Source organism: Pseudomonas sp. 3296 (genome assembly GCF_031456615.1).
GTDB classification, from domain to species: Bacteria; Pseudomonadota; Gammaproteobacteria; order Pseudomonadales; family Pseudomonadaceae; genus Aquipseudomonas; species Aquipseudomonas mucoides.
Genome location: NZ_JAVDUY010000003.1, coordinates 216216 through 234206, shown reverse-complemented (window position 1 = coordinate 234206; position 17991 = coordinate 216216). Strand labels below are relative to the sequence as shown.

At 60.1% G+C, this 17991-nt stretch carries 15 protein-coding genes; 6 read left to right on the top strand and 9 right to left on the bottom strand.

Annotation, left to right across the window (positions count from 1 at the left end):
• Positions 1 to 30 precede the first annotated feature (30 nt).
• Together J2X66_RS09340 and J2X66_RS09335 are read left to right on the top strand one after the other, a co-directional pair.
• Positions 31 to 852, top strand: a complete 822-nt coding sequence (locus J2X66_RS09340) for an isocitrate lyase/phosphoenolpyruvate mutase family protein (protein ID WP_310263406.1) — start codon at positions 31 to 33, stop codon at positions 850 to 852.
• Between the two features lie 2 nt (positions 853 to 854).
• A complete protein-coding gene (locus J2X66_RS09335; protein WP_310263404.1) occupies positions 855 to 1541 on the top strand; it encodes an extensin family protein in 687 nt (228 codons plus the stop codon).
• Positions 1542 to 1559: 18 nt separating this feature from the next.
• Here J2X66_RS09335 and J2X66_RS09330 read toward each other — a convergent pair whose 3' ends face one another.
• Positions 1560 to 2180 (bottom strand): hypothetical protein, encoded by a 621-nt coding sequence (locus J2X66_RS09330; protein WP_027924955.1) that lies wholly within the window; start codon positions 2178 to 2180, stop codon positions 1560 to 1562.
• 93 nt (positions 2181 to 2273) lie between these two features.
• Here J2X66_RS09330 and J2X66_RS09325 point away from each other — a divergent pair, with 93 nt between their 5' ends.
• Positions 2274 to 3056, top strand: a complete 783-nt coding sequence (locus J2X66_RS09325) for a class I SAM-dependent methyltransferase (protein WP_027924956.1) — start codon at positions 2274 to 2276, stop codon at positions 3054 to 3056.
• Between the two features lie 62 nt (positions 3057 to 3118).
• Here the strand turns inward: J2X66_RS09325 and J2X66_RS09320 are convergent, their stop codons facing one another.
• Positions 3119 to 3763 (bottom strand): TetR/AcrR family transcriptional regulator, encoded by a 645-nt coding sequence (locus J2X66_RS09320; protein WP_027924957.1) that lies wholly within the window; start codon positions 3761 to 3763, stop codon positions 3119 to 3121.
• A 93-nt stretch (positions 3764 to 3856) separates the two neighbouring features.
• On the opposite strand from J2X66_RS09320, the gene J2X66_RS09315 reads away from it, so the two are divergent.
• Together J2X66_RS09315 and J2X66_RS09310 are read left to right on the top strand one after the other, a co-directional pair.
• On the top strand, positions 3857 to 4957 hold the full coding sequence (locus J2X66_RS09315) for an efflux RND transporter periplasmic adaptor subunit (protein ID WP_310263399.1): 1101 nt from the start codon (positions 3857 to 3859) through the stop codon (positions 4955 to 4957).
• Between the two features lie 6 nt (positions 4958 to 4963).
• Positions 4964 to 8029: an efflux RND transporter permease subunit gene (locus J2X66_RS09310; RefSeq protein WP_310263397.1), complete on the top strand. Its 3066-nt coding sequence runs from the start codon at positions 4964 to 4966 to the stop codon at positions 8027 to 8029.
• A 216-nt stretch (positions 8030 to 8245) separates the two neighbouring features.
• Here the strand turns inward: J2X66_RS09310 and J2X66_RS09305 are convergent, their stop codons facing one another.
• From J2X66_RS09305 to plsB, 3 genes are all read right to left on the bottom strand, one after another.
• Positions 8246 to 8935, bottom strand: coding sequence for a DUF4197 domain-containing protein (locus J2X66_RS09305; protein WP_310263395.1), 690 nt, complete (start codon positions 8933 to 8935; stop codon positions 8246 to 8248).
• Positions 8936 to 9012: 77 nt separating this feature from the next.
• Positions 9013 to 9615, bottom strand: a complete 603-nt coding sequence (locus J2X66_RS09300) for a hypothetical protein (RefSeq protein WP_310263392.1) — start codon at positions 9613 to 9615, stop codon at positions 9013 to 9015.
• A gap of 114 nt (positions 9616 to 9729) precedes the next feature.
• Positions 9730 to 12213, bottom strand: coding sequence for a glycerol-3-phosphate 1-O-acyltransferase PlsB (plsB, locus tag J2X66_RS09295; RefSeq protein WP_310263389.1), 2484 nt, complete (start codon positions 12211 to 12213; stop codon positions 9730 to 9732).
• 165 nt (positions 12214 to 12378) lie between these two features.
• Between plsB and J2X66_RS09290 the strand changes: the two genes are divergently transcribed.
• Positions 12379 to 12588 carry a cold-shock protein gene (locus J2X66_RS09290; protein WP_010462862.1) on the top strand — a complete coding sequence of 70 codons (210 nt, stop codon included), beginning with the start codon at positions 12379 to 12381 and terminating at the stop codon, positions 12586 to 12588.
• Between the two features lie 135 nt (positions 12589 to 12723).
• Here the strand turns inward: J2X66_RS09290 and J2X66_RS09285 are convergent, their stop codons facing one another.
• From J2X66_RS09285 to J2X66_RS09270, 4 genes are all read right to left on the bottom strand, one after another.
• A complete protein-coding gene (locus tag J2X66_RS09285; RefSeq protein WP_310263385.1) occupies positions 12724 to 13101 on the bottom strand; it encodes a hypothetical protein in 378 nt (125 codons plus the stop codon).
• Between the two features lie 84 nt (positions 13102 to 13185).
• Positions 13186 to 13995, bottom strand: a complete 810-nt coding sequence (locus J2X66_RS09280; protein WP_310263383.1) for a putative RNA methyltransferase — start codon at positions 13993 to 13995, stop codon at positions 13186 to 13188.
• Positions 13995 to 15146 (bottom strand): succinyl-diaminopimelate desuccinylase, encoded by a 1152-nt coding sequence (gene dapE / locus J2X66_RS09275; protein ID WP_310263381.1) that lies wholly within the window; start codon positions 15144 to 15146, stop codon positions 13995 to 13997. The genes J2X66_RS09280 and dapE overlap by 1 nt, the downstream gene beginning before the upstream one ends.
• A 197-nt stretch (positions 15147 to 15343) precedes the next feature.
• The gene (locus tag J2X66_RS09270; protein ID WP_310263379.1) at positions 15344 to 17935 is read right to left on the bottom strand and encodes a glycosyltransferase; all 2592 of its coding nucleotides are present in this window, start codon (positions 17933 to 17935) and stop codon (positions 15344 to 15346) included.
• Between the last annotated feature and the right edge of the window lie 56 nt (positions 17936 to 17991).

Genomic DNA, 17991 nt, shown 5'->3' with positions numbered 1-17991 from the left:
ATTCGTCCCCCTTTTTCAGGAGTCTGCCCAATGGATGCGCAAACCCTTCGAGCCCAGGCGTTCAAAGCGCTGCACGAACGCGACGGGGCCTTTGTCATTCCCAACCCGTGGGACGCCGGCTCGGCGAAGATGCTCGCCAGCCTCGGTTTCGAGGCGCTGGCAACTACCAGTGCCGGTTACGCCTTTTCCAATGCGCGCCCGGATGGCGCGTTGACCCTCGACGATACGCTGGCGAATGTCCGGGCGATTGTCGCGGCCACTGATCTGCCGGTGGCGGTGGACCTGGAAAACGGTTTTGCCGATGACCCCGTCGAGTGCGCCCAGAGTATTTTGCGCGCGGCTGAGGCCGGTGCGGTTGGCGGCTCTATCGAAGATGCCACGGGCCGTGAAGCGGCGCCGATCTACTGCTTCGAACATGCCGTGGCGCGGGTTGAAGCGGCGGTGGCGGCAGCGCGCAGTTTGCCGTTCCCCTTCATGCTGACTGCGCGCGCCGAGAATTTTCTGCACGGCAATCCTGATCTTGCCGACACCCTTCGCCGCTTGCAGGCGTTCGCCGAGGCCGGGGCCGACGTGCTCTATGCGCCGGGGCTGCGCAGTGCCGAAGAAGTGTTGGCGGTGGTCCGTGCCGTGGCGCCCAAACCGGTCAATGTGTTGATGTCCGGCGGGCTCAAGTTGACGGTCGAGCAGTTGAGCGAAATGGGCGTCAAGCGCATCAGCGTCGGATCGGCGCTGGCCTTGGCGGCATATGGCGAATTTTTCCGTGCGGCTGAAGAGATCAAGACTTCGGGCACCTTCGGGTTTACCTCGCGCTCCATGCCGTACGCGAAGGCCAATCAACTGTTCAAAGACTGACAATGCGGTGGTGGCTGTTGTTGCTGTTGGTCATCGGTTTGTCGGGCCTGAGTGTCTGGCGCGGCTGGGTCTCTCTGCCATCGCAGTGGAATCCCTGGGCGCCACTGGACGTAAACGCCGAGCCGAACCTGCTGACCCGGTACAAATTGATTCGCTTGAGCGATGATCCACAGTTGTGCGATCAGGCCCTGAGCAATTCCGGATTGCGCGTGACTCGCCAGGCCGACAGTCCCGACGCCACATGCCCGCTGATCAACACGTTGCGTGTGCAGGGTGGCGAAGTGGCCCTGAGCAGCAGCTTCCTCGCCAGTTGCCGCCTCGCGGTGTCGTTCGCGCCGTTCGACCGGCATGTCCTGCAACCTGCGGCGCAGACGGTTTACGGGTTGGCGGTGACGCGAGTCGAGCATCTGGGCAGTTTTGCCTGTCGCAATGTGTATGACCGCGACGATGGCAGGCTCAGTCAGCACGCGTCGGCCAATGCCCTGGACATTGCCGGCTTCCGCCTCGCGGATGGTCGAACTGTCAGCGTGCTCAAGGATTGGCCAAAGGATAATCAGGACGCGCGTTTTCTACGTCAGGTCCGCGACGGTGCGTGCGACCTGTTCAGTGTGGTGTTGAGCCCGGATTACAACGCCGCCCATCGCAATCATTTTCATGTGGATGCCGGGCCGTGGTGGGTGTGTCGCTGATGGCCTGTTATTGAAAGATCAGGCGGCGATGCGCAGGTTCTGAAGAACGATCGGGCGAGCCCAGCCGTTATCGAAATCGAGTTGTTTCTGTTGTTCGACCAGTTCTTCCGGGGAGAACGGCGGGAACGGTTTGTCCAGCAGGTCCATTTCGAATTCGGCGATTGGCAGGTGCAGCGGACGCGGTTGTGGTGCCGGGCCGGCTTCCGGCACGGGTTGACCGGCGGTGAGCACGATCGGGCGGACCCAGCCGCTTTCGAAATCCTGTTGTTTTTGCTGCGCGACGATTTCTTCCGGCGGGAACGGCGGGGCCGGTTTATCGGCCAGGTCCATTTCGAACTCGGCAATCGGCAAAAACAGCGGCTCGGGCGGGCGAACCACGGTGTCTGTCACGTTGCATTCGCGCTGGGAGACGATGTGCGCCAGCAGGTCGCTGCCGACGGTGGGCTCGACCGGACTGTCGAGATCGACCGGTGGAAACTTGAGCGACTCGGGAACCCCATCACCCGGCTGATCGGCCAGCGCCCGGGCAAAAAAATCTTGCCACAGGTGACTGACACCGCCCAACGCCTGGGTGTTTCGCAGGTTGTAATCGCCGTAGGGCGAGATAAAACCTGTGATTGTGGGTTGAAAGTCTGACATTTCTCTCGGTCGACGCTCAGCTCTGGCAAAATGCCCGTTAGTTTTGTTATCGGCCGTTTTTGCCGATCATTAATTTTTTGAGCGTGTTTTCCGATGATTGATCAACCGGCGGTTTGCCGCATCCATGTCGAGGCCTTGGGCACGACCTTTCAGCCACAAGCCGAGCAATGGGCCGAGCGCCTGGGCTTGCCGTTGCAAGTGGATGATGGCGAGTTTGCCTTGCAGGTCGGCGAGCAGGGTTTGCAGCTGCAACAACTCGGCGCGGATGCGCCGGGGCCGGTACGGGTGGACTTCGTCGAAGGCGGAGCAGCGCATCGCCGGTTGTTCGGTGGCGGCACGGGGCAGATGATCGCCAAGGCCGTTGGCATTGCGCAGGGCGTGCGTCCACGTGTTCTGGATGCCACGGCAGGGCTGGGCAAGGATGCGTTCGTGCTGGCGAGCCTGGGCTGCGAGATGAGCCTGATCGAGCGTCAGCCGCTGATCGGGGCCTTGCTGGAGGATGGTCTGGCGCGTGGCGCGGAAGATTTCGACGTGGCACCTATCGTGGCGCGCATGCGTCTGCTCAAGGGTAATTCCATTGAGGTGATGCGCAATTGGGAAGGCGAGCCGCCGCAGGTGATCTACCTTGATCCAATGTTTCCCCACCGCGAGAAAACCGCGTTGGTGAAGAAGGAAATGCGCCTGTTCCGGCCGTTGGTGGGCGATGACCCGGATGCACCGGCGTTGCTGGAGGCCGCATTGGCGTTGGCCAGCCACCGGGTGGTGGTCAAGCGGCCGCGCAAGGCACCGTGCATTGCGGGGCCGAAGCCGAGTCATGCGCTGGACGGGAAATCCAGCCGGTATGACATTTATCCGAAGAAAGCGCTCAAGCCCTGAGACCGAGTCGCTCCCATCGCGAGCTTGCTCGCGATGGGGCCAGACCAGTCACCCCATTTCTATCAGGCTGTCTGCGGCCGATAAGCCCGCATAAACAACCCCACCACTTCCTGCACATGGTCTTCGGCCGCCTCCCCGGTCACCGGCCCGCCGCAGCCATACAGCAACCGAAAATTGCCCCCACCCTTGAGCAAGCAGAAGAAATGCTCAGCCGCATTACGCGGTTTATCAATGCTCAGCACACCGCTTTGATCAACCTTGGTGAGTAACCGCTCCATGCCATCCAGCATGCGTTGGGGCCCGGCCTCGAAAAAGATCAGCGAGAGTTTCGGGTCCTGGCTGCCGAGGGTGATCATCAGGCGGTGCAGGTTCACGGATTCGTCGCTGTTGATCAGCTGATGAAAGCCGTGCGCGATATTCAGCAGCACCGTTTCAACCGCAACCCCATCCGCCAATTCGAAAAACAGCGGCGGCAGTTGCTCTTCGCACTTGGCGACCACGGCGGCGGAGAACAGCGTTTCCTTGTCGTTGAAGTGGCTGTAGACAGTCAGCTTGGACACACCTGCCTCAGCCGCCACGGCATCCATGCTGGTGTTCGCGTAACCCTTGCTCACAAACAGAATTTTCGCCGCATCGAGGATGGCCTGGCGCTTGGCCAGATCCTTGGGGCGACCCGGACCGCTGGGTGCTGAAAGATTGTTCGACATATTTCGCTTTAATACTGGACTGGTGAGTTTGCTATTAATACCATACTGCTCAGTATAATTATTCCAAGCACCATTAGCGAAAGGTCGTTCACCATGTTCCGCTATGCCTTGTCCCTCGCGTTGCCAGTCAGTCTGGCGTTTTTTTTGACGGCGTGTGGTCACGAAGAGGCGCCGCAAGTCACCCTTCGTCCGGCCATGGTGGTCCAGCCAGAGCCTTCGGCGCAGGCGATGGAAAGCTATCCCGGTGAAGTGCGGGCGCGCTATGAACCGGACCTGGCGTTTCGCATTGGCGGCAAAGTCAGCCGACGACTGGTCGAGGAAGGGCAGCGCGTCAAGGCTGACCAGCCTCTGGCCGAGCTCGACCCTCAAGACGTACGCCTGCAACTGGAAGCCACCCGCGCCCAGGTCGCCGCCGCCGAGGCCAATCTGAGCCTGGTGCGCACCGAGCGGGATCGCTACAAGACCCTGATGGACCGTCAAATGGTCAGCCATTCGCAGTACGACAATGCGGAAAATCTTTACCGGTCCGGCGAAGCCCGCCTCAAGCAAATCAAAGCCGAATTCAATGTCTCGACCAATCAGGCGAGCTACGCGGTACTGCGCGCGCCCCAGGATGGCGTCGTGGCCAAGCGGGCCGTGGAAGTCGGGCAAGTGGTGGCCGCCGGGCAAACCGTGTTCACCCTCGCCACCGATGGTGAACGTGAAGTGCTGATCAGCCTGCCGGAACAGAGTTTCGGCCGCTTCAAGGTCGGTCAGCCAGTGTCGGTAGAACTCTGGACCCAACCGGATCAGCGCTTCGCCGGCCGCATCCGCGAACTGTCGCCCGCCGCCGATCCAAAATCGCGCACCTTCGCCGCCCGCATCGCGTTTACCGCCGGTAAAGTCCCTGCGGAGCTCGGCCAAAGCGCCCGGGTGTTTATCCAGACGGCAGAAACCATCGCGCTGTCGTTGCCGTTATCGGCAGTCACCGCGGAAAACGGCGCGACCTACGTGTGGGTACTCGGCGCCAACAACACCCTGAAAAAAGCACCGGTGCGTATCGGTCCGTTTGGCGAGAAAACCGTCACTGTGCTCGAAGGCCTGAGCGCCAGCGACTGGGTGGTGGCCGCCGGTGTTCATGTGTTGCACGACGGACAACAAGTGCGTCCGGTGGATCGCTCCAACCGCGTGGTCAATCTGGCGGACAAGGAGTAATTCCCGATGCGCTTCAACCTTTCCGAATGGGCGCTGCGTAATCGCCAGATCGTACTGTTCCTGATGCTCCTGCTGGCCGTCGTCGGTGCGCTTTCCTACACCAAGCTCGGTCAAAGCGAAGACCCGCCGTTTACTTTCAAGGCCATGGTGATTCGTACCAACTGGCCAGGAGCCACGGCTGAGGAAGTGTCGCGTCAGGTCACCGAACGCATCGAAAAGAAACTGATGGAAACCGGCGAGTACGAGCGCATCGTCTCGTTCTCCCGTCCGGGTGAGTCCCAGGTCACCTTTGTCGCGCGTGATGCGATGCATTCCAAGGACATTCCCGAACTCTGGTATCAGGTCCGCAAGAAGATCAGCGACATCCGCTACACCTTGCCGCCGGGTATTCAGGGGCCGTTTTTCAACGATGAGTTCGGCACCACCTTCGGCAACATATACGCCCTGACCGGCGACGGTTTTGATTACGCGGTGTTGAAGGACTACGCCGACCGCATTCAGATCCAGCTGCAACGGGTCAAGGATGTGGGCAAGGTCGACTTGCTCGGGCTGCAGGACGAGAAGATCTGGATCGAGCTGTCCAACGTCAAACTCGCCACCCTTGGCTTGCCGCTGGCCGCCGTGCAGCAAGCGCTTGAAGAACAGAACGCGGTGTCGACGGCCGGGTTCTTCGAAACCACCAGTGAGCGATTGCAGCTACGGGTCTCGGGGAATTTTCAGACGGTCGATGAGATCAAGAACTTCCCGATTCGTGTCGGTGATCGCACGTTTCGCATTTCCGATGTGGCCGACGTTCGCCGTGGTTTTAACGATCCTCCTGCACCGCGCATGCGCTTCATGGCCGAAAACGCTATCGGTCTGGCCGTGGCGATGAAGGATGGCGGCGACATTCTGGTGCTGGGCGAGGCACTGGAAAAAGAGTTCGACCGCATCCAGAACAACCTCCCGGCCGGGATGCAATTGCGCAAAGTGTCGGACCAGCCCGCCGCGGTTAAAACCGGGGTCGGTGAGTTCATCCAGGTGCTGGTGGAAGCCTTGGCGATTGTGTTGCTGGTGAGCTTCTTCTCACTTGGCATGCGCACTGGCATGGTGGTGGCACTGGCGATTCCGCTGGTGCTGGCAATGACCTTTGCCTGCATGTATTACCTCGGCATCGGTCTGCACAAGATTTCCCTCGGCGCGCTGGTGCTGGCGCTGGGCCTGCTGGTGGACGACGCGATCATCGCCGTCGAAATGATGGCGATCAAAATGGAGCAGGGCTTCGACCGTATCAAGGCGGCCAGTTATGCCTGGACCAGCACGGCGTTCCCGATGCTCACCGGTACGCTGATCACCGCCGCCGGCTTCCTGCCGATTGCTACTGCGCAATCGAGCACCGGCGAATACACCCGCTCGATCTTCCAGGTGGTGACCATCGCGCTACTGGCCTCGTGGGTGGCTGCGGTGGTGTTTGTGCCGTACCTGGGGGAAAAACTCCTGCCGGATCTGGCGAAAATTCATGCGGCGAAACACGGCACGGATCAGCCCGACCCTTACGGCACGCCGTTCTATGAGCGGGTCAGACGTTTGGTGGAATGGTGCGTACGGCGACGCAAAACGGTGATCGTGCTGACGATCATGATGTTTGTTGCCTCGGTCATGCTGTTCCGTTTCGTGCCGCAACAGTTCTTCCCGGCGTCGGGGCGGCTGGAGCTGATGGTCGATCTGAAACTGGCCGAGGGCGCGTCCCTGAGCAACACTGCCGACGAAGTCAAACGCCTGGAAGCCTTGCTGAAGGACCGTGCCGGTATCGACAACTATGTGGCCTACGTGGGTACCGGTTCACCGCGTTTCTACCTGCCACTGGATCAGCAATTGCCGGCGGCGAGCTTCGCGCAAGTGGTGGTCCTGGCCAAGACCATCGAGGATCGCGAAAGCCTGCGCACCTGGCTGATCGAAACCCTCAACGAACAATTCCCGGCCCTGCGTGGGCGGGTCACGCGTCTTGAAAACGGGCCGCCAGTGGGCTATCCGGTGCAGTTCCGGGTGACCGGCGAGCACATCGACGAAGTCCGCGCTCTGGCCCGTAAAGTGGCGGCCAAGGTTCGCGAGAATCCGCACGTGGCCAACGTCCACCTGGACTGGGAAGAACCGAGCAAAGTGGTGTACCTGAACGTCGATCAGGACCGCGCCCGAGCGCTGGGCGTGAGCACGGCGAACCTGTCGAAGTTCCTGCAAAGTTCCCTGACCGGTTCCAGCGTCAGCCAGTACCGGGAAGACAACGAGTTGATCGAAATCCTGCTGCGCGGCACTTTGCACGAGCGCACCGAACTGTCGTTGCTGCCAAGCCTGGCCGTTCCGACCGACAACGGTCGCAGCGTTGCACTGTCGCAGATCGCGACGCTGGAGTACGGCTTCGAAGAAGGCATCATCTGGCACCGCAATCGCCTGCCGAACGTCACCGTTCGCGCCGATATCTATGGCAAGGAACAACCCGCCACGCTGGTGCAGCAAATCATGCCGACGCTCGATCCGATTCGCGCCGAATTGCCCGACGGCTACTTGCTGGACGTCGGTGGCACAGTCGAAGATTCCGCTCGCGGGCAGAACTCGGTGAAGGCCGGCGTGCCGCTGTTCATCGTCGTGGTGTTGACGTTGCTGATGCTGCAACTGCGCAGTTTCTCGCGCACGGTGATGGTGTTCCTCACCGCGCCGCTCGGGCTGATCGGCGTGACCTTGTTCCTGTTGGTGTTCCGGCAGCCGTTCGGTTTTGTCGCGATGCTGGGGACCATTGCGCTGTCCGGGATGATCATGCGTAACTCGGTGATTCTGGTGGACCAGATCGAGCAAGACATCGTCGCGGGTCTCAAGCCCTGGCAAGCGATTATCGAGGCGACCGTGCGCCGCTTCCGCCCGATTGTGTTGACGGCATTGGCGGCGGTGCTGGCGATGATTCCGTTGTCACGCAGTGTGTTCTTCGGGCCGATGGCGGTGGCGATCATGGGCGGTCTGATCGTGGCGACAGCGCTGACCTTGCTGTTCTTGCCGGCGTTGTATGCGGCGTGGTTCAGGGTGAAGAAAGAGCCGCTCTGACTTCCTGCATATATTTCAGGATCCTCTGATGTTGAGACAGAGGACTCTGAATGCTGTACTCACAACTCGGTTTTTCCGCTGATGAAAGGCATCGCGCTGCATTTTGCCTTGGGTTACGCGGATCCTTTGCGCGACCATCATGGAGGCCGTTGAAATGAAAAAACCGCTGAACCAGTAACGGTCAGCGGGTTTTTTAAAGGGCTCAGTCGCTCGGAATTACAACGTCCCAAACACCTTCTTCGCCAAACTGGTCGCCGCCGCCGCAGGGTTCTGGCGGATGGTTTCTTCCTGTTTGCCGATCATCTCGAACAAACCGTTCAATGCCTGCTCGGTGACGTAGTTTTCGACGTTGGCGTTCTTGGCGTCCAGCACACCCATGGTCGCCGCCTGACCGGCAAACGTGTTGTATTGCTTGGCCAGGCCGACTTGATCAGTGGCCTGCTTCACAATCGGCAGGAACTTCGCGCGGATCTGTTCGCGACTGGTTTTGTTCAGGTACTGAGTGGCCGAGTCGTTGCCGCCGCTGAGGATGCCCTTGGCATCTTCCACACTCATTTTCTTCACCGCGTCCACGAGAATCGGCTGGGCCTGGGTCACGGCGGTTTCAGCCGCTTTGTTCATGCTGGCTTCCAGTTCGTCGACCTGATCGCCCATGCCGAACTGCTTCATCTTGCCGGCGACCTTGCCGAGTTTGCCCGGCAAGCCGATTTTCACCTCCGGGTTGTTGCTGAAGCCACCCGGTGTACCGAGTTGTTTGACCGCCAGTTGTGCACCTTGGGTCAGGGCATCCTTGAGGCCGCCAGTGGCGTCTTTTTGCGACAGGTCGTTGAGCGACAGCGCCAGTGTGCTGGCAGAGAACATCAGGCCTGCGCAGAGGCCGGCGAAGCGAAGGGTAGGGCGGAACATGACAGCGTCCTTGTTCGGATTGAGGTGGAACGGATGTTGAGAGCCGTTTCGCCGGTTTATTGTGAGCGCGAAGGTTCTCAGGCTTTGCTGAAGGGTTTTAATACAACAGAACCGGGATAGACTTCGATTGAGTTGCGGTATCCATTTTCAATCGCCGTCAGGGTATAGCGTTTACCTGGCACAACAGTGTCCGGATCGTACTCCAGATAAAACGCCTCTGCCATTTGTTCACTGATATGCACTTGAGTCAGTTGCACCGTCGCATTGTCGTGCTCATGGGCAGCAATGGTCACTGCGTGTTCAGGCGCAACCGTTTGAGGTTCTTGCGCCTGGATATAGAGGCGACCGATCGGGCTCAGGTGCAGTGTTTGGCGGTGAGGTGCGCGGTGAACAATAATGAAGTGGTCCAGATCAATCAACAGCGGCAGACCGTTGTGGGTCATGCTGACATTCACGCGGTATTTGACGCTGACATCGGAATAACTGTGGGCAAATGTAAAGTTCCAGCGGCCCCCGTACAGTATCGGTTTACGGGATTGCGCCACTTTAATGGGAGGCTGAGTGTTTGCCGTATAAACGCATATATAAGTCTCTGCCTCGCCACCGGCAGGGGGCATAAAGTCTTCAGGCAAACTAAATGTCAGGGTGATGTGGTGGGTGGGGTTATCTAATAAGTTCATCGCGATATCCATATCGTGGTGGGGTATTTGGAGGGATCTATTAATCCATAATCAGAAAGCTATAAGAACGTCCCTGTTCTTATAGTTGTTGTCAGGACGTTACTGACGATCCAACTAAGCCTGATCCGCCGCATCTTCACTGCGATGCAACGCTACCTGACGGATCGACAAGCGAATCTCCGCCGGCAACACCCGTTTGGCCGCGCCTTCGGCCAGTTCTCCGAGCAATTCGTGATAGCTCAACTTGCCGGCTTCGTCGCGCTTGAGCACCTCGAGGTCCAGCATCGTCTGGATGAAGTGACGGAACAGGCTCTTGTCGAAGAATTCCGGTGCGTTCAGGCCATGGAGGATCGACAGGCGCTGGGCCATGACCGTGCACAAGTCTTCCAGCTCCTCGGCACTGATGCTGTTCTGGCCGCTGTTGAGCAGCAGGGACACGGTCATGTAGAAGCGCTGCAAGGTCTGGGCGATGCTCTTCGACAGCAAGGTCAGCAGCACGAAATGCCGTGAGCTGGGTGCCGGACGCAGGTAGACATTGTTTTCGAAGCGCAGCAGGCCTTGTTCGACGAACGCTTGCAGCCATTGGTCGATTACGGCGTCCAGTTCATCCATGGACCAGCGAATGAACAGTTCCGATTGCAGGTACGGATACAGTGCGCGGGTGTAACGCAGGATCTGGTCGCGGTTCATGCGCGAAGCGCTCTGAAAGAAACTCGCGAGCAGTGCCGGCAACGCAAAAATGTGCAGCACGTTGTTGCGGTAGTAGGTCATCAGGACGGCGTTCTGCTCGTCCAGGTACAGAATCTTGCCCAGGGCATCGCTCTGCTCGGACAGCAGGTCCATGTCCTTCACATGCTCGATCAGCGCACGACCGTCACCTTCCGGCAGCGTGGTGTGCGGCGAATACGGAACCTTGCGCAGCAATGCCAGATATAGATCGAGCACCCGCGCCATGGCGCGATCATCCAGCGCCAGACGGCTGGTGGACAGCAACGCCAACGCCACCAGATTCACCGGGTTGATTGCTGCCGCTTCGTTGAGATGCTGTGCGACTTTTTCGCCGAGGCGGTTAGTCGTTTCGTTGAGCCAGGCCGGTTTGAATTGCGGGCCGAGTTCCTGTTGGCGCCAGTCCGGCTGTTCGCTGTCGAGGAACTCCGCCAGTTTGATCGGCTCGCCGAAGTTCACTGCCACCTGGCCGAAGCGCTGCTTGAGCGCGCCGATGACCTTGAAAATATCGAAGATCGACTCTTTCTTCTTGGTCGCACCACGCAGTTCACCGAGGTAGGTCCGGCCTTCCAATACGCGCTCGTAGCCGATGTACACCGGCACAAACACGATGGGCATGCGCGACGAACGCAGGAAGCTGCGCAAGGTAATCGCGAGCATCCCGGTTTTCGGTTGCAGCATGCGCCCGGTGCGCGAACGGCCACCCTCGACGAAGTATTCGACCGGGAAACCTTTGGTAAACAAGGTGTGCAGGTACTCGTTGAACACCGAGGTGTACAGCGGGTTGCCCTTGAAGGTACGGCGCATGAAGAATGCACCACCGCGACGCAGCAGGCCGCCGATCCCCGGCATGTTGAGGTTGATCCCGGCGGCGATGTGCGGCGGGGTCAGGCCATTGCGGAACAGCAGATAGGACAGCAGCAGGTAGTCGATGTGGCTGCGGTGGCAGGGCACGTAGATCACTTCGTAACCCGGGGCGACCTTTTGCACGCCTTCGATGTTGTTGACCTTGATGCCGTCGTAGATCTTGTTCCAGAACCAGCTCAATACCACTTCCATGAAGCGGATTGCGGTGTAGGTGTAGTCGGAGGCGATCTCGTTGCCGTAGCGCAGGGCCTGGGCCTTGGCTTTCTCCGGGGAGATGTTCTCGCGCTCGGCTTCCTCGAGGATCGCTTGCTTGACCAGTGGCTGGTTGAGCAAACCCTTGACCAGATTGCGCCGGTGGGAAATGTCCGGGCCGATGACGGCGGCTTTGAGGTTGCGGAAGTGCACCCGCAGGATCCGCTGGGCCATGCGCACGGTGCGCTCGTGACCCTTGTTGTGATCGATCAGTTCACGCAGGTGAATCGGCGCGGAAAACTGCACGCGGGTCTTGCGTCCGAGCACGATGATACTCAGCAAGCGACGCAGGCGACCGGTGACCGCCCAGCTGTCGGCGAAGAGCAATTTCCACGGGCTCGATTCGCTGTCCGGCGACTGGCCCCAAAACACGCTGACCGGAATGATCTGCGCGTCTTCGGCGGCATTCTGGCTCAGGGCGCTGACCAGGCGGGTCAGGGTGGGCGGCGCGCCGCGTTTGTCCTGACGGCCCAGCCAGTCGGGCTCTGGCGTCAGGTAAAAGAACGCGGCGGGTTCCACCAGGTTACCCACTGAAACCGGCAACACCGGGCGGGGCAGGCCGGCCTTGCTGCATTCGGTGTCGACCACGGCGAGGTCGGTCAGCGAAGGGTTTTGCAGGACGTAGAACACCGGGCGACTGCGGTCGAGGTTGAGGGTAAACGACGACTGGTTGATCGTCTCCGAGCGAACCCAGAGATACAACAGTCGGCGCAGGGTGCCAAACACAAGACGGCGGAACGGGGAACGGGTCATACGGCTTCTGCGTGAGTGAATAAAACCGAGCGTTTGCTCGGGTGAGCGATAGTGTGCCGTATTCACCGAAAATCGGCAAAAAAGCGGCTAAGTAAAGTGAGTTGAGAGTTTTGACGGCTGTCATATACTCGGCCGTTCAAAATAAAAACAAGGGGGTACTGATTCATGGCTACGCGCGAAACCGGCAACGTGAAGTGGTTCAACGACGCCAAGGGCTACGGCTTTATTCAACGCGAGGACGGGGTGGACGTGTTCGTGCATTACCGCGCGATTCGCGGCGAAGGGCACCGTTCGCTGGCTGAAGGCCAGCAGGTTGAATACGCCGTGGTGACCGGCGAGAAAGGGCTGCAGGCTGAGGACGTTGTAGGTTTGTAAACCCGATCTTCAGATCACCCAGAACCACTGTGGGAGCGAGCTTGCTCGCGATGACTGACTGACATTCAACATTGATGTTGGCTGAAAGGGCCCCATCGCGAGCAAGCTCGCTCCCACAGGTTTTGTGTACTGGTTTTAAATAGTTTTCCAGGTGATTTCTTCTTCACCATCCGCGCTGATACGCATCCAGCGATCCGCTGTCTCTTCACCTTCTTCCTCGACCCACGTACCCGGCGCGCAACGCACTTCGACGTTCAGTGCGGCAAAGGCTGCGCGGGCGCAGGCGATGTCGTCTTCCCATGGGGTCTGGTCGCTGTCCAGAAACAGGCTGTTCCATTTGCCCACGGCTTTTGGCAGCCAGGTCACCGGCACGTTGCCGGCCTTGCACTTGTATGTCTGGCCTTTCTGAACCCAGTCGGTGCACGGGCCCAACGCAGTGCCGAGCCAGGCCGCGATGGCCTTGTAGTCGACGTCGGCGTCTTTCAGGTAAATCTCGATATCGGGTTGGCGCATGGATGTCCTCACTGCGGGTCTGAAAAATCCATTCGCGGATTTAGCCGGCCTCAAGCCGTTGCTCAAGACCAAAAAATTAAGGGTTTATTGAAGAACGAAGTAATCGTAGCGCATCGACACAGTGACCTCGAACGGCTCGGCCTGTTCGATGACCGCTGCACGGCGTTCGGCACTGGCGCGCCAGCCGTGGGGCGTCATGGCCAACAGGTTCGCGCGGTCCTGACCCTCTGCAAGCGTCAGTTTGAATTCCAGGGTTTCGCTGTGCGCCAACGCCATGCCGTCCGGCACCAGGGCCAGATGCTTGTCGTCGGTGTATTCGCGGACTTCGTCGTACAGCCGCTCGCGCAACTCCATCAGGTGGCCGCTGGTCGGCCCGACTTTCATCAAGCCGCCACCGGGGCTGAGCAGGCGTTTGGCTTCTTCCCAATCCAATGGGCTGAAGACGCTGGCTAGAAACTGGCAACTGCCCGAGGCCAACGGCACCCGCGCCATGCTGGCGATCAACCAGGTCAGCCGCGGGTTGCGTTTGCAGGCGCGTTTGACTGCTTCACGGGAGATGTCCAGCGCGTAACCGTCGGCATTGGGCAAGGCCTCGGCGATTTGCGCGGTGTAGTAACCCTCGCCACAGCCGATGTCCAGCCAGCGCTGTGGCGCATAGTGCGCCGCCAGTTCCGCCAGACGCTTGGCCACTGGCGCGTAATGGCCGGCGTTCAAGAAATCGCGGCGGGCTTCGACCATGGCCAGGTTATCCCCAGGGTCGCGGCTGTTTTTGTGCTGCACTGGCAACAGGTTCAGGTAACCCTGGCGCGCGCGGTCGAACCGATGCCCGGCGGGGCAGGCCACGCCGTTGTCCACCGCGTTCAGCGGTTCACTGCAGATCGGGCAAGCGAGCATCAGGCGAGCAACTTGATCAGGGTCTGGTAGTAGATTTCGGTCAGCACGTCGAGGTCGGCGGCCAGTACACGCTCGTTGACCTGGTGGATCGTGGCGTTGACCGGGCCCAGTTCAACCACTTGCGTGCCCATGGTCGCGATGAAGCGCCCGTCGGAGGTGCCACCGCTGGTGGACGCCTTGGTGTCGCGACCGGTGATGTCCTTGATGCTCGACGCCACGGCATCCAGCAACGCCCCCGGCTCGGTCAGGAACGGCAGACCGGACAGCGCCCAGTCGATGTGCCAGTCCAGGCCATGCTTGTCGAGGATGTCGGAGACGCGCTTTTGCAGGCCTTCGACGGTGGATTCGGTGGAGAAGCGGAAGTTGAACACCGCCACCAGGTCGCCCGGGATCACGTTGGTCGCGCCGGTGCCGGAATTGACGTTGGAGATCTGGAAACTGGTCGGCGGGAAGAAATCGTTGCCGTGGTCCCAATGCTCGGCGGCCAATTCGGCCAGGGCCGGAGCAGCGAGGTGGATCGGGTTCTTGGCGAGGTGCGGATAGGCCACGTGGCCCTGAACACCACGAACGGTCAGCTTGGCGCCGAGGGAGCCGCGACGGCCGTTCTTGACCACATCACCTACCAGCGTGGTGCTCGACGGTTCCCCGACGATGCACCAGTCCAGACGTTCCTTGCGCGCGGCGAGGCGTTCAACCACCGCCTTGGTGCCGTGGTGCGCCGGGCCTTCTTCGTCGCTGGTGATCAGGAAAGCGACCTTGCCCTTGTGATCCGGGTAATCGGCAACGAAGCGCTCGGCGGCCACGGTCATCGACGCCAGGCTGCCCTTCATGTCCGCCGCGCCACGGCCGCAGAGCATGCCGTGTTCGTCGATCAGCGCGTTGAACGGGTCGATCTGCCACGCCGTCACCGGACCGGTTGGCACCACGTCGGTGTGACCGGCGAAGCACAGCACCGGGCCGTCGTGTTTGCCGTGGGTCGCCCAGAAGTTATCCACATCTTCGATGCGCATCGGTTCCAGCATGAAACCGGCATCACCCAGGCGCTGCATCATCTGCTTCTGGCAATCGGCGTCGACCGGCGTCACGGACGGACGGCGGATCAGGTCGATGGCGAGTTGAAGGGTCGGCGAAAGGTCGGCGTGGGCCGTCATGGAAAACTCCGGAAGCTAATTGTGTAGGAGCAGAATTTGCTCGCGATGAACGATGATGAGGTCTTTCTGTTACACCGAGTCGCATCAATCGCGAGCAAGCTTTGCTCCTACAGGAATTGGTGCTGGGCGCGCAAAATGGCGGTTATCTTAAAGCAAAACGGCGACCATTGGCCGCCGTTTAGTGCATCCATACAGATTTAGACGGCGGGTGACGGTTCAGGCTCGGCGGCCGGTTTCGGCAGCGAAGACAGGAACGCCATGATCAGCGCCGCCAGGTATGGCAGCGATTGCACCAGCAACATGGTCACCCAGAAGCGCATGTCGTTGCTCGGCAAGCCGTTGACCAGAAAGATCCCCAGCGCCGCGCCCCACAACAGCAGCATGATGAACACCTCTTCACGGGCCTCCGAAATCGCCACCCAGAAGCCGTGGTTATCGGCGTTTTTCGGGGTGCGGAAGAACGGAATGCTGCTGGTGAAGAAGCCGTACAGCACCGCTTTGGCGATGGTGTGCGACAACGCCAGCCCGGCCAGAGCCGCGCAGAACGCATCTTTCAGGTTCACGCCGACGGCGCGGCGATACAGGAAGATGATCTTGCCGACCTTGAACACGAACAGCGCCAACGGCGGGATTGCGAAAATCAGCAGCGGCGGATCGACCCGCTGCGGCACGATGATCATCGCCGCCGACCACAACAACGCGCCGACAGTGAAGAAGATGTTCATGCCATCCGCGACCCACGGCAGCCAGCCCGCAAGGAAGTGGTAACGCTGGCCACGGGTCAGCTCGGTGTCCTTGCCGCGCAGCAGGCTGGCGGTGTGGCGCTTGATGATCTGAATCGCTCCGTAGGCCCAGCGGAAACGCTGTTTCTTGAAGTCGATAAAGGTATCGGGCATCAAGCCTTTGCCATAGCTGGTGTGGTAATACGCCGCCGACAGGCCTTTTTCAAACACGCGCAGACCCAACTCGGCGTCTTCACAGATGCACCAGTCAGCCCAGCCGAGCTCTTCGAGCACCGAGCGCCGGGTCATGGTCATGGTGCCGTGCTGGATAATCGCGTCACGGTCGTTACGGGTGACCATACCGATGTGGAAGAAGCCTTTGTATTCCGCGTAGCAGAGCTTTTTGAAGGTGCTTTCGTTCTGATCGCGATAGTCCTGCGGGGACTGCACCACCGCAATTTTCGGATCGGCGAAGTGCGGCACCATGTGCTTGAGCCAGTTCGGATCGACGCAGTAGTCCGAGTCGATTACCGCGATGACTTCGGCATCCTTGGCGGTGTGCGGGATCAGGTAGTTCAGTGCACCGCCCTTGAAACCGGCCAGCGGTGCAATGTGGAAGAACTTGAAGCGCGGGCCGAGGGTTTCGCAGTAATCGCGCACCGGTTCCCAGACCGCCGGGTCCTTGGTGTTGTTGTCGATGATCAGGACTTCGAAGTCCGGGTAATCGAGGTTGGCCAGGGCGTTGAGGGTCTGTTTGACCATCTCCGGTGGCTCGTTGTAGCAGGGCACGTGGATTGAGACTTTCGGTCTGTAGTCCGATTCGCCCACCACCGGCAGGAATTCACGGCGACGCTTGTGAGTCCAGACCGCTTCGGCCAGTTCATGCGCCTCGGTCAGTAGAACGATAAAGACCCCGAGCGCGCCGAGAGCCAGAAGGAATCCGACCGTCAGGCTGAACCAGGTGCTGTATTGCTGGCTGTAGTCATAACCGATCCACACCAACACCGAACCGCACAGGAACGCGATAAAGGTCAGGAAGGTACGGCCACGCTGGCGCAGGGCCGAGCCGTCGATCATCAGCAGGGTCAGGGACAGCAACGCCAATACGGCCGAGCCGATCGCCAGCACGCGCCATTGCGGGATCGCGACCACCGGGCCCTCGAAGTTGAATTTCTGCTGGCGCGCGGCGTTGAACACGCCCCAATACGCGCCCACCGAACCTTCGTCGCTAGCCTTCCACGGCTGGTCAAACGCTTCGATCACGAAGTAGTTGAAGCCCTGGCGGTTGAGTTTGTTGACCAAGGTGCGCAGGTAGATCGCTTGATCCGCCGGGCTCGCATCGGTGCCTCCACGCATACGGCCGTTGCTCGGCCAGCCAACCTCCGAGAGCAGCAGCGGTTTTTTCGGGAACATCTTTTTCAGGTCGCGGGCGCGGTCAAGGACGAACTGGCCGGCCTTGTCCACCGGGATAAATTCCCAGTAAGGCAGAACGTGGGCGGCGATCAGGTCGACGTGCTTGGCCAGTTCCGGGTGTTCTTCCCAGACGTGCCACTGCTCGGACGTGGTCACCGGCACCTTCACGGCGGCGCGCACGCGATCAAGGATCACGCTCAGTTCGGCAGCGGTAATTTCCTTACGGAAGATCGCCTCGTTACCTACCACCACGCGAACCACACTGCGGGAGGTGTTGGCAATTTCGATGGCACGGGTGATTTCGCGCTCATTGCGCTCCTGGTCCGGACTGATCCAGATCCCCAGGGTCACGCGCAGGCCGAATTCCTCGGCGAGCTTGGGAATGTCTTCCAGGGTGCCGTCGACCGAGTAAGTACGGATGTTGTCCGTCAGCTTGCTCATGATCTCCAGGTCGCGACGCATTTGATCGTCGGTCGGGTACTGCTCTTTCTGCGGGTACTGGCCTTGCTGGAACGGCGAGTACGAGAAGCCGGAGATCTGTTCAGGCCAGTTGGGGGCGGTGACCGGGCGGTTGATCAGCGCCCAGAAGCCGGTAAACAAGGCTGCGATGGCGAGCACCACGACCAGGTTGAGTCCAAATTTGCGGGATGACATAGCTATTTCAGGTTCCAAAGACTGTGGAACGAAGGAACGGTTGGCGGTCGCCAAGG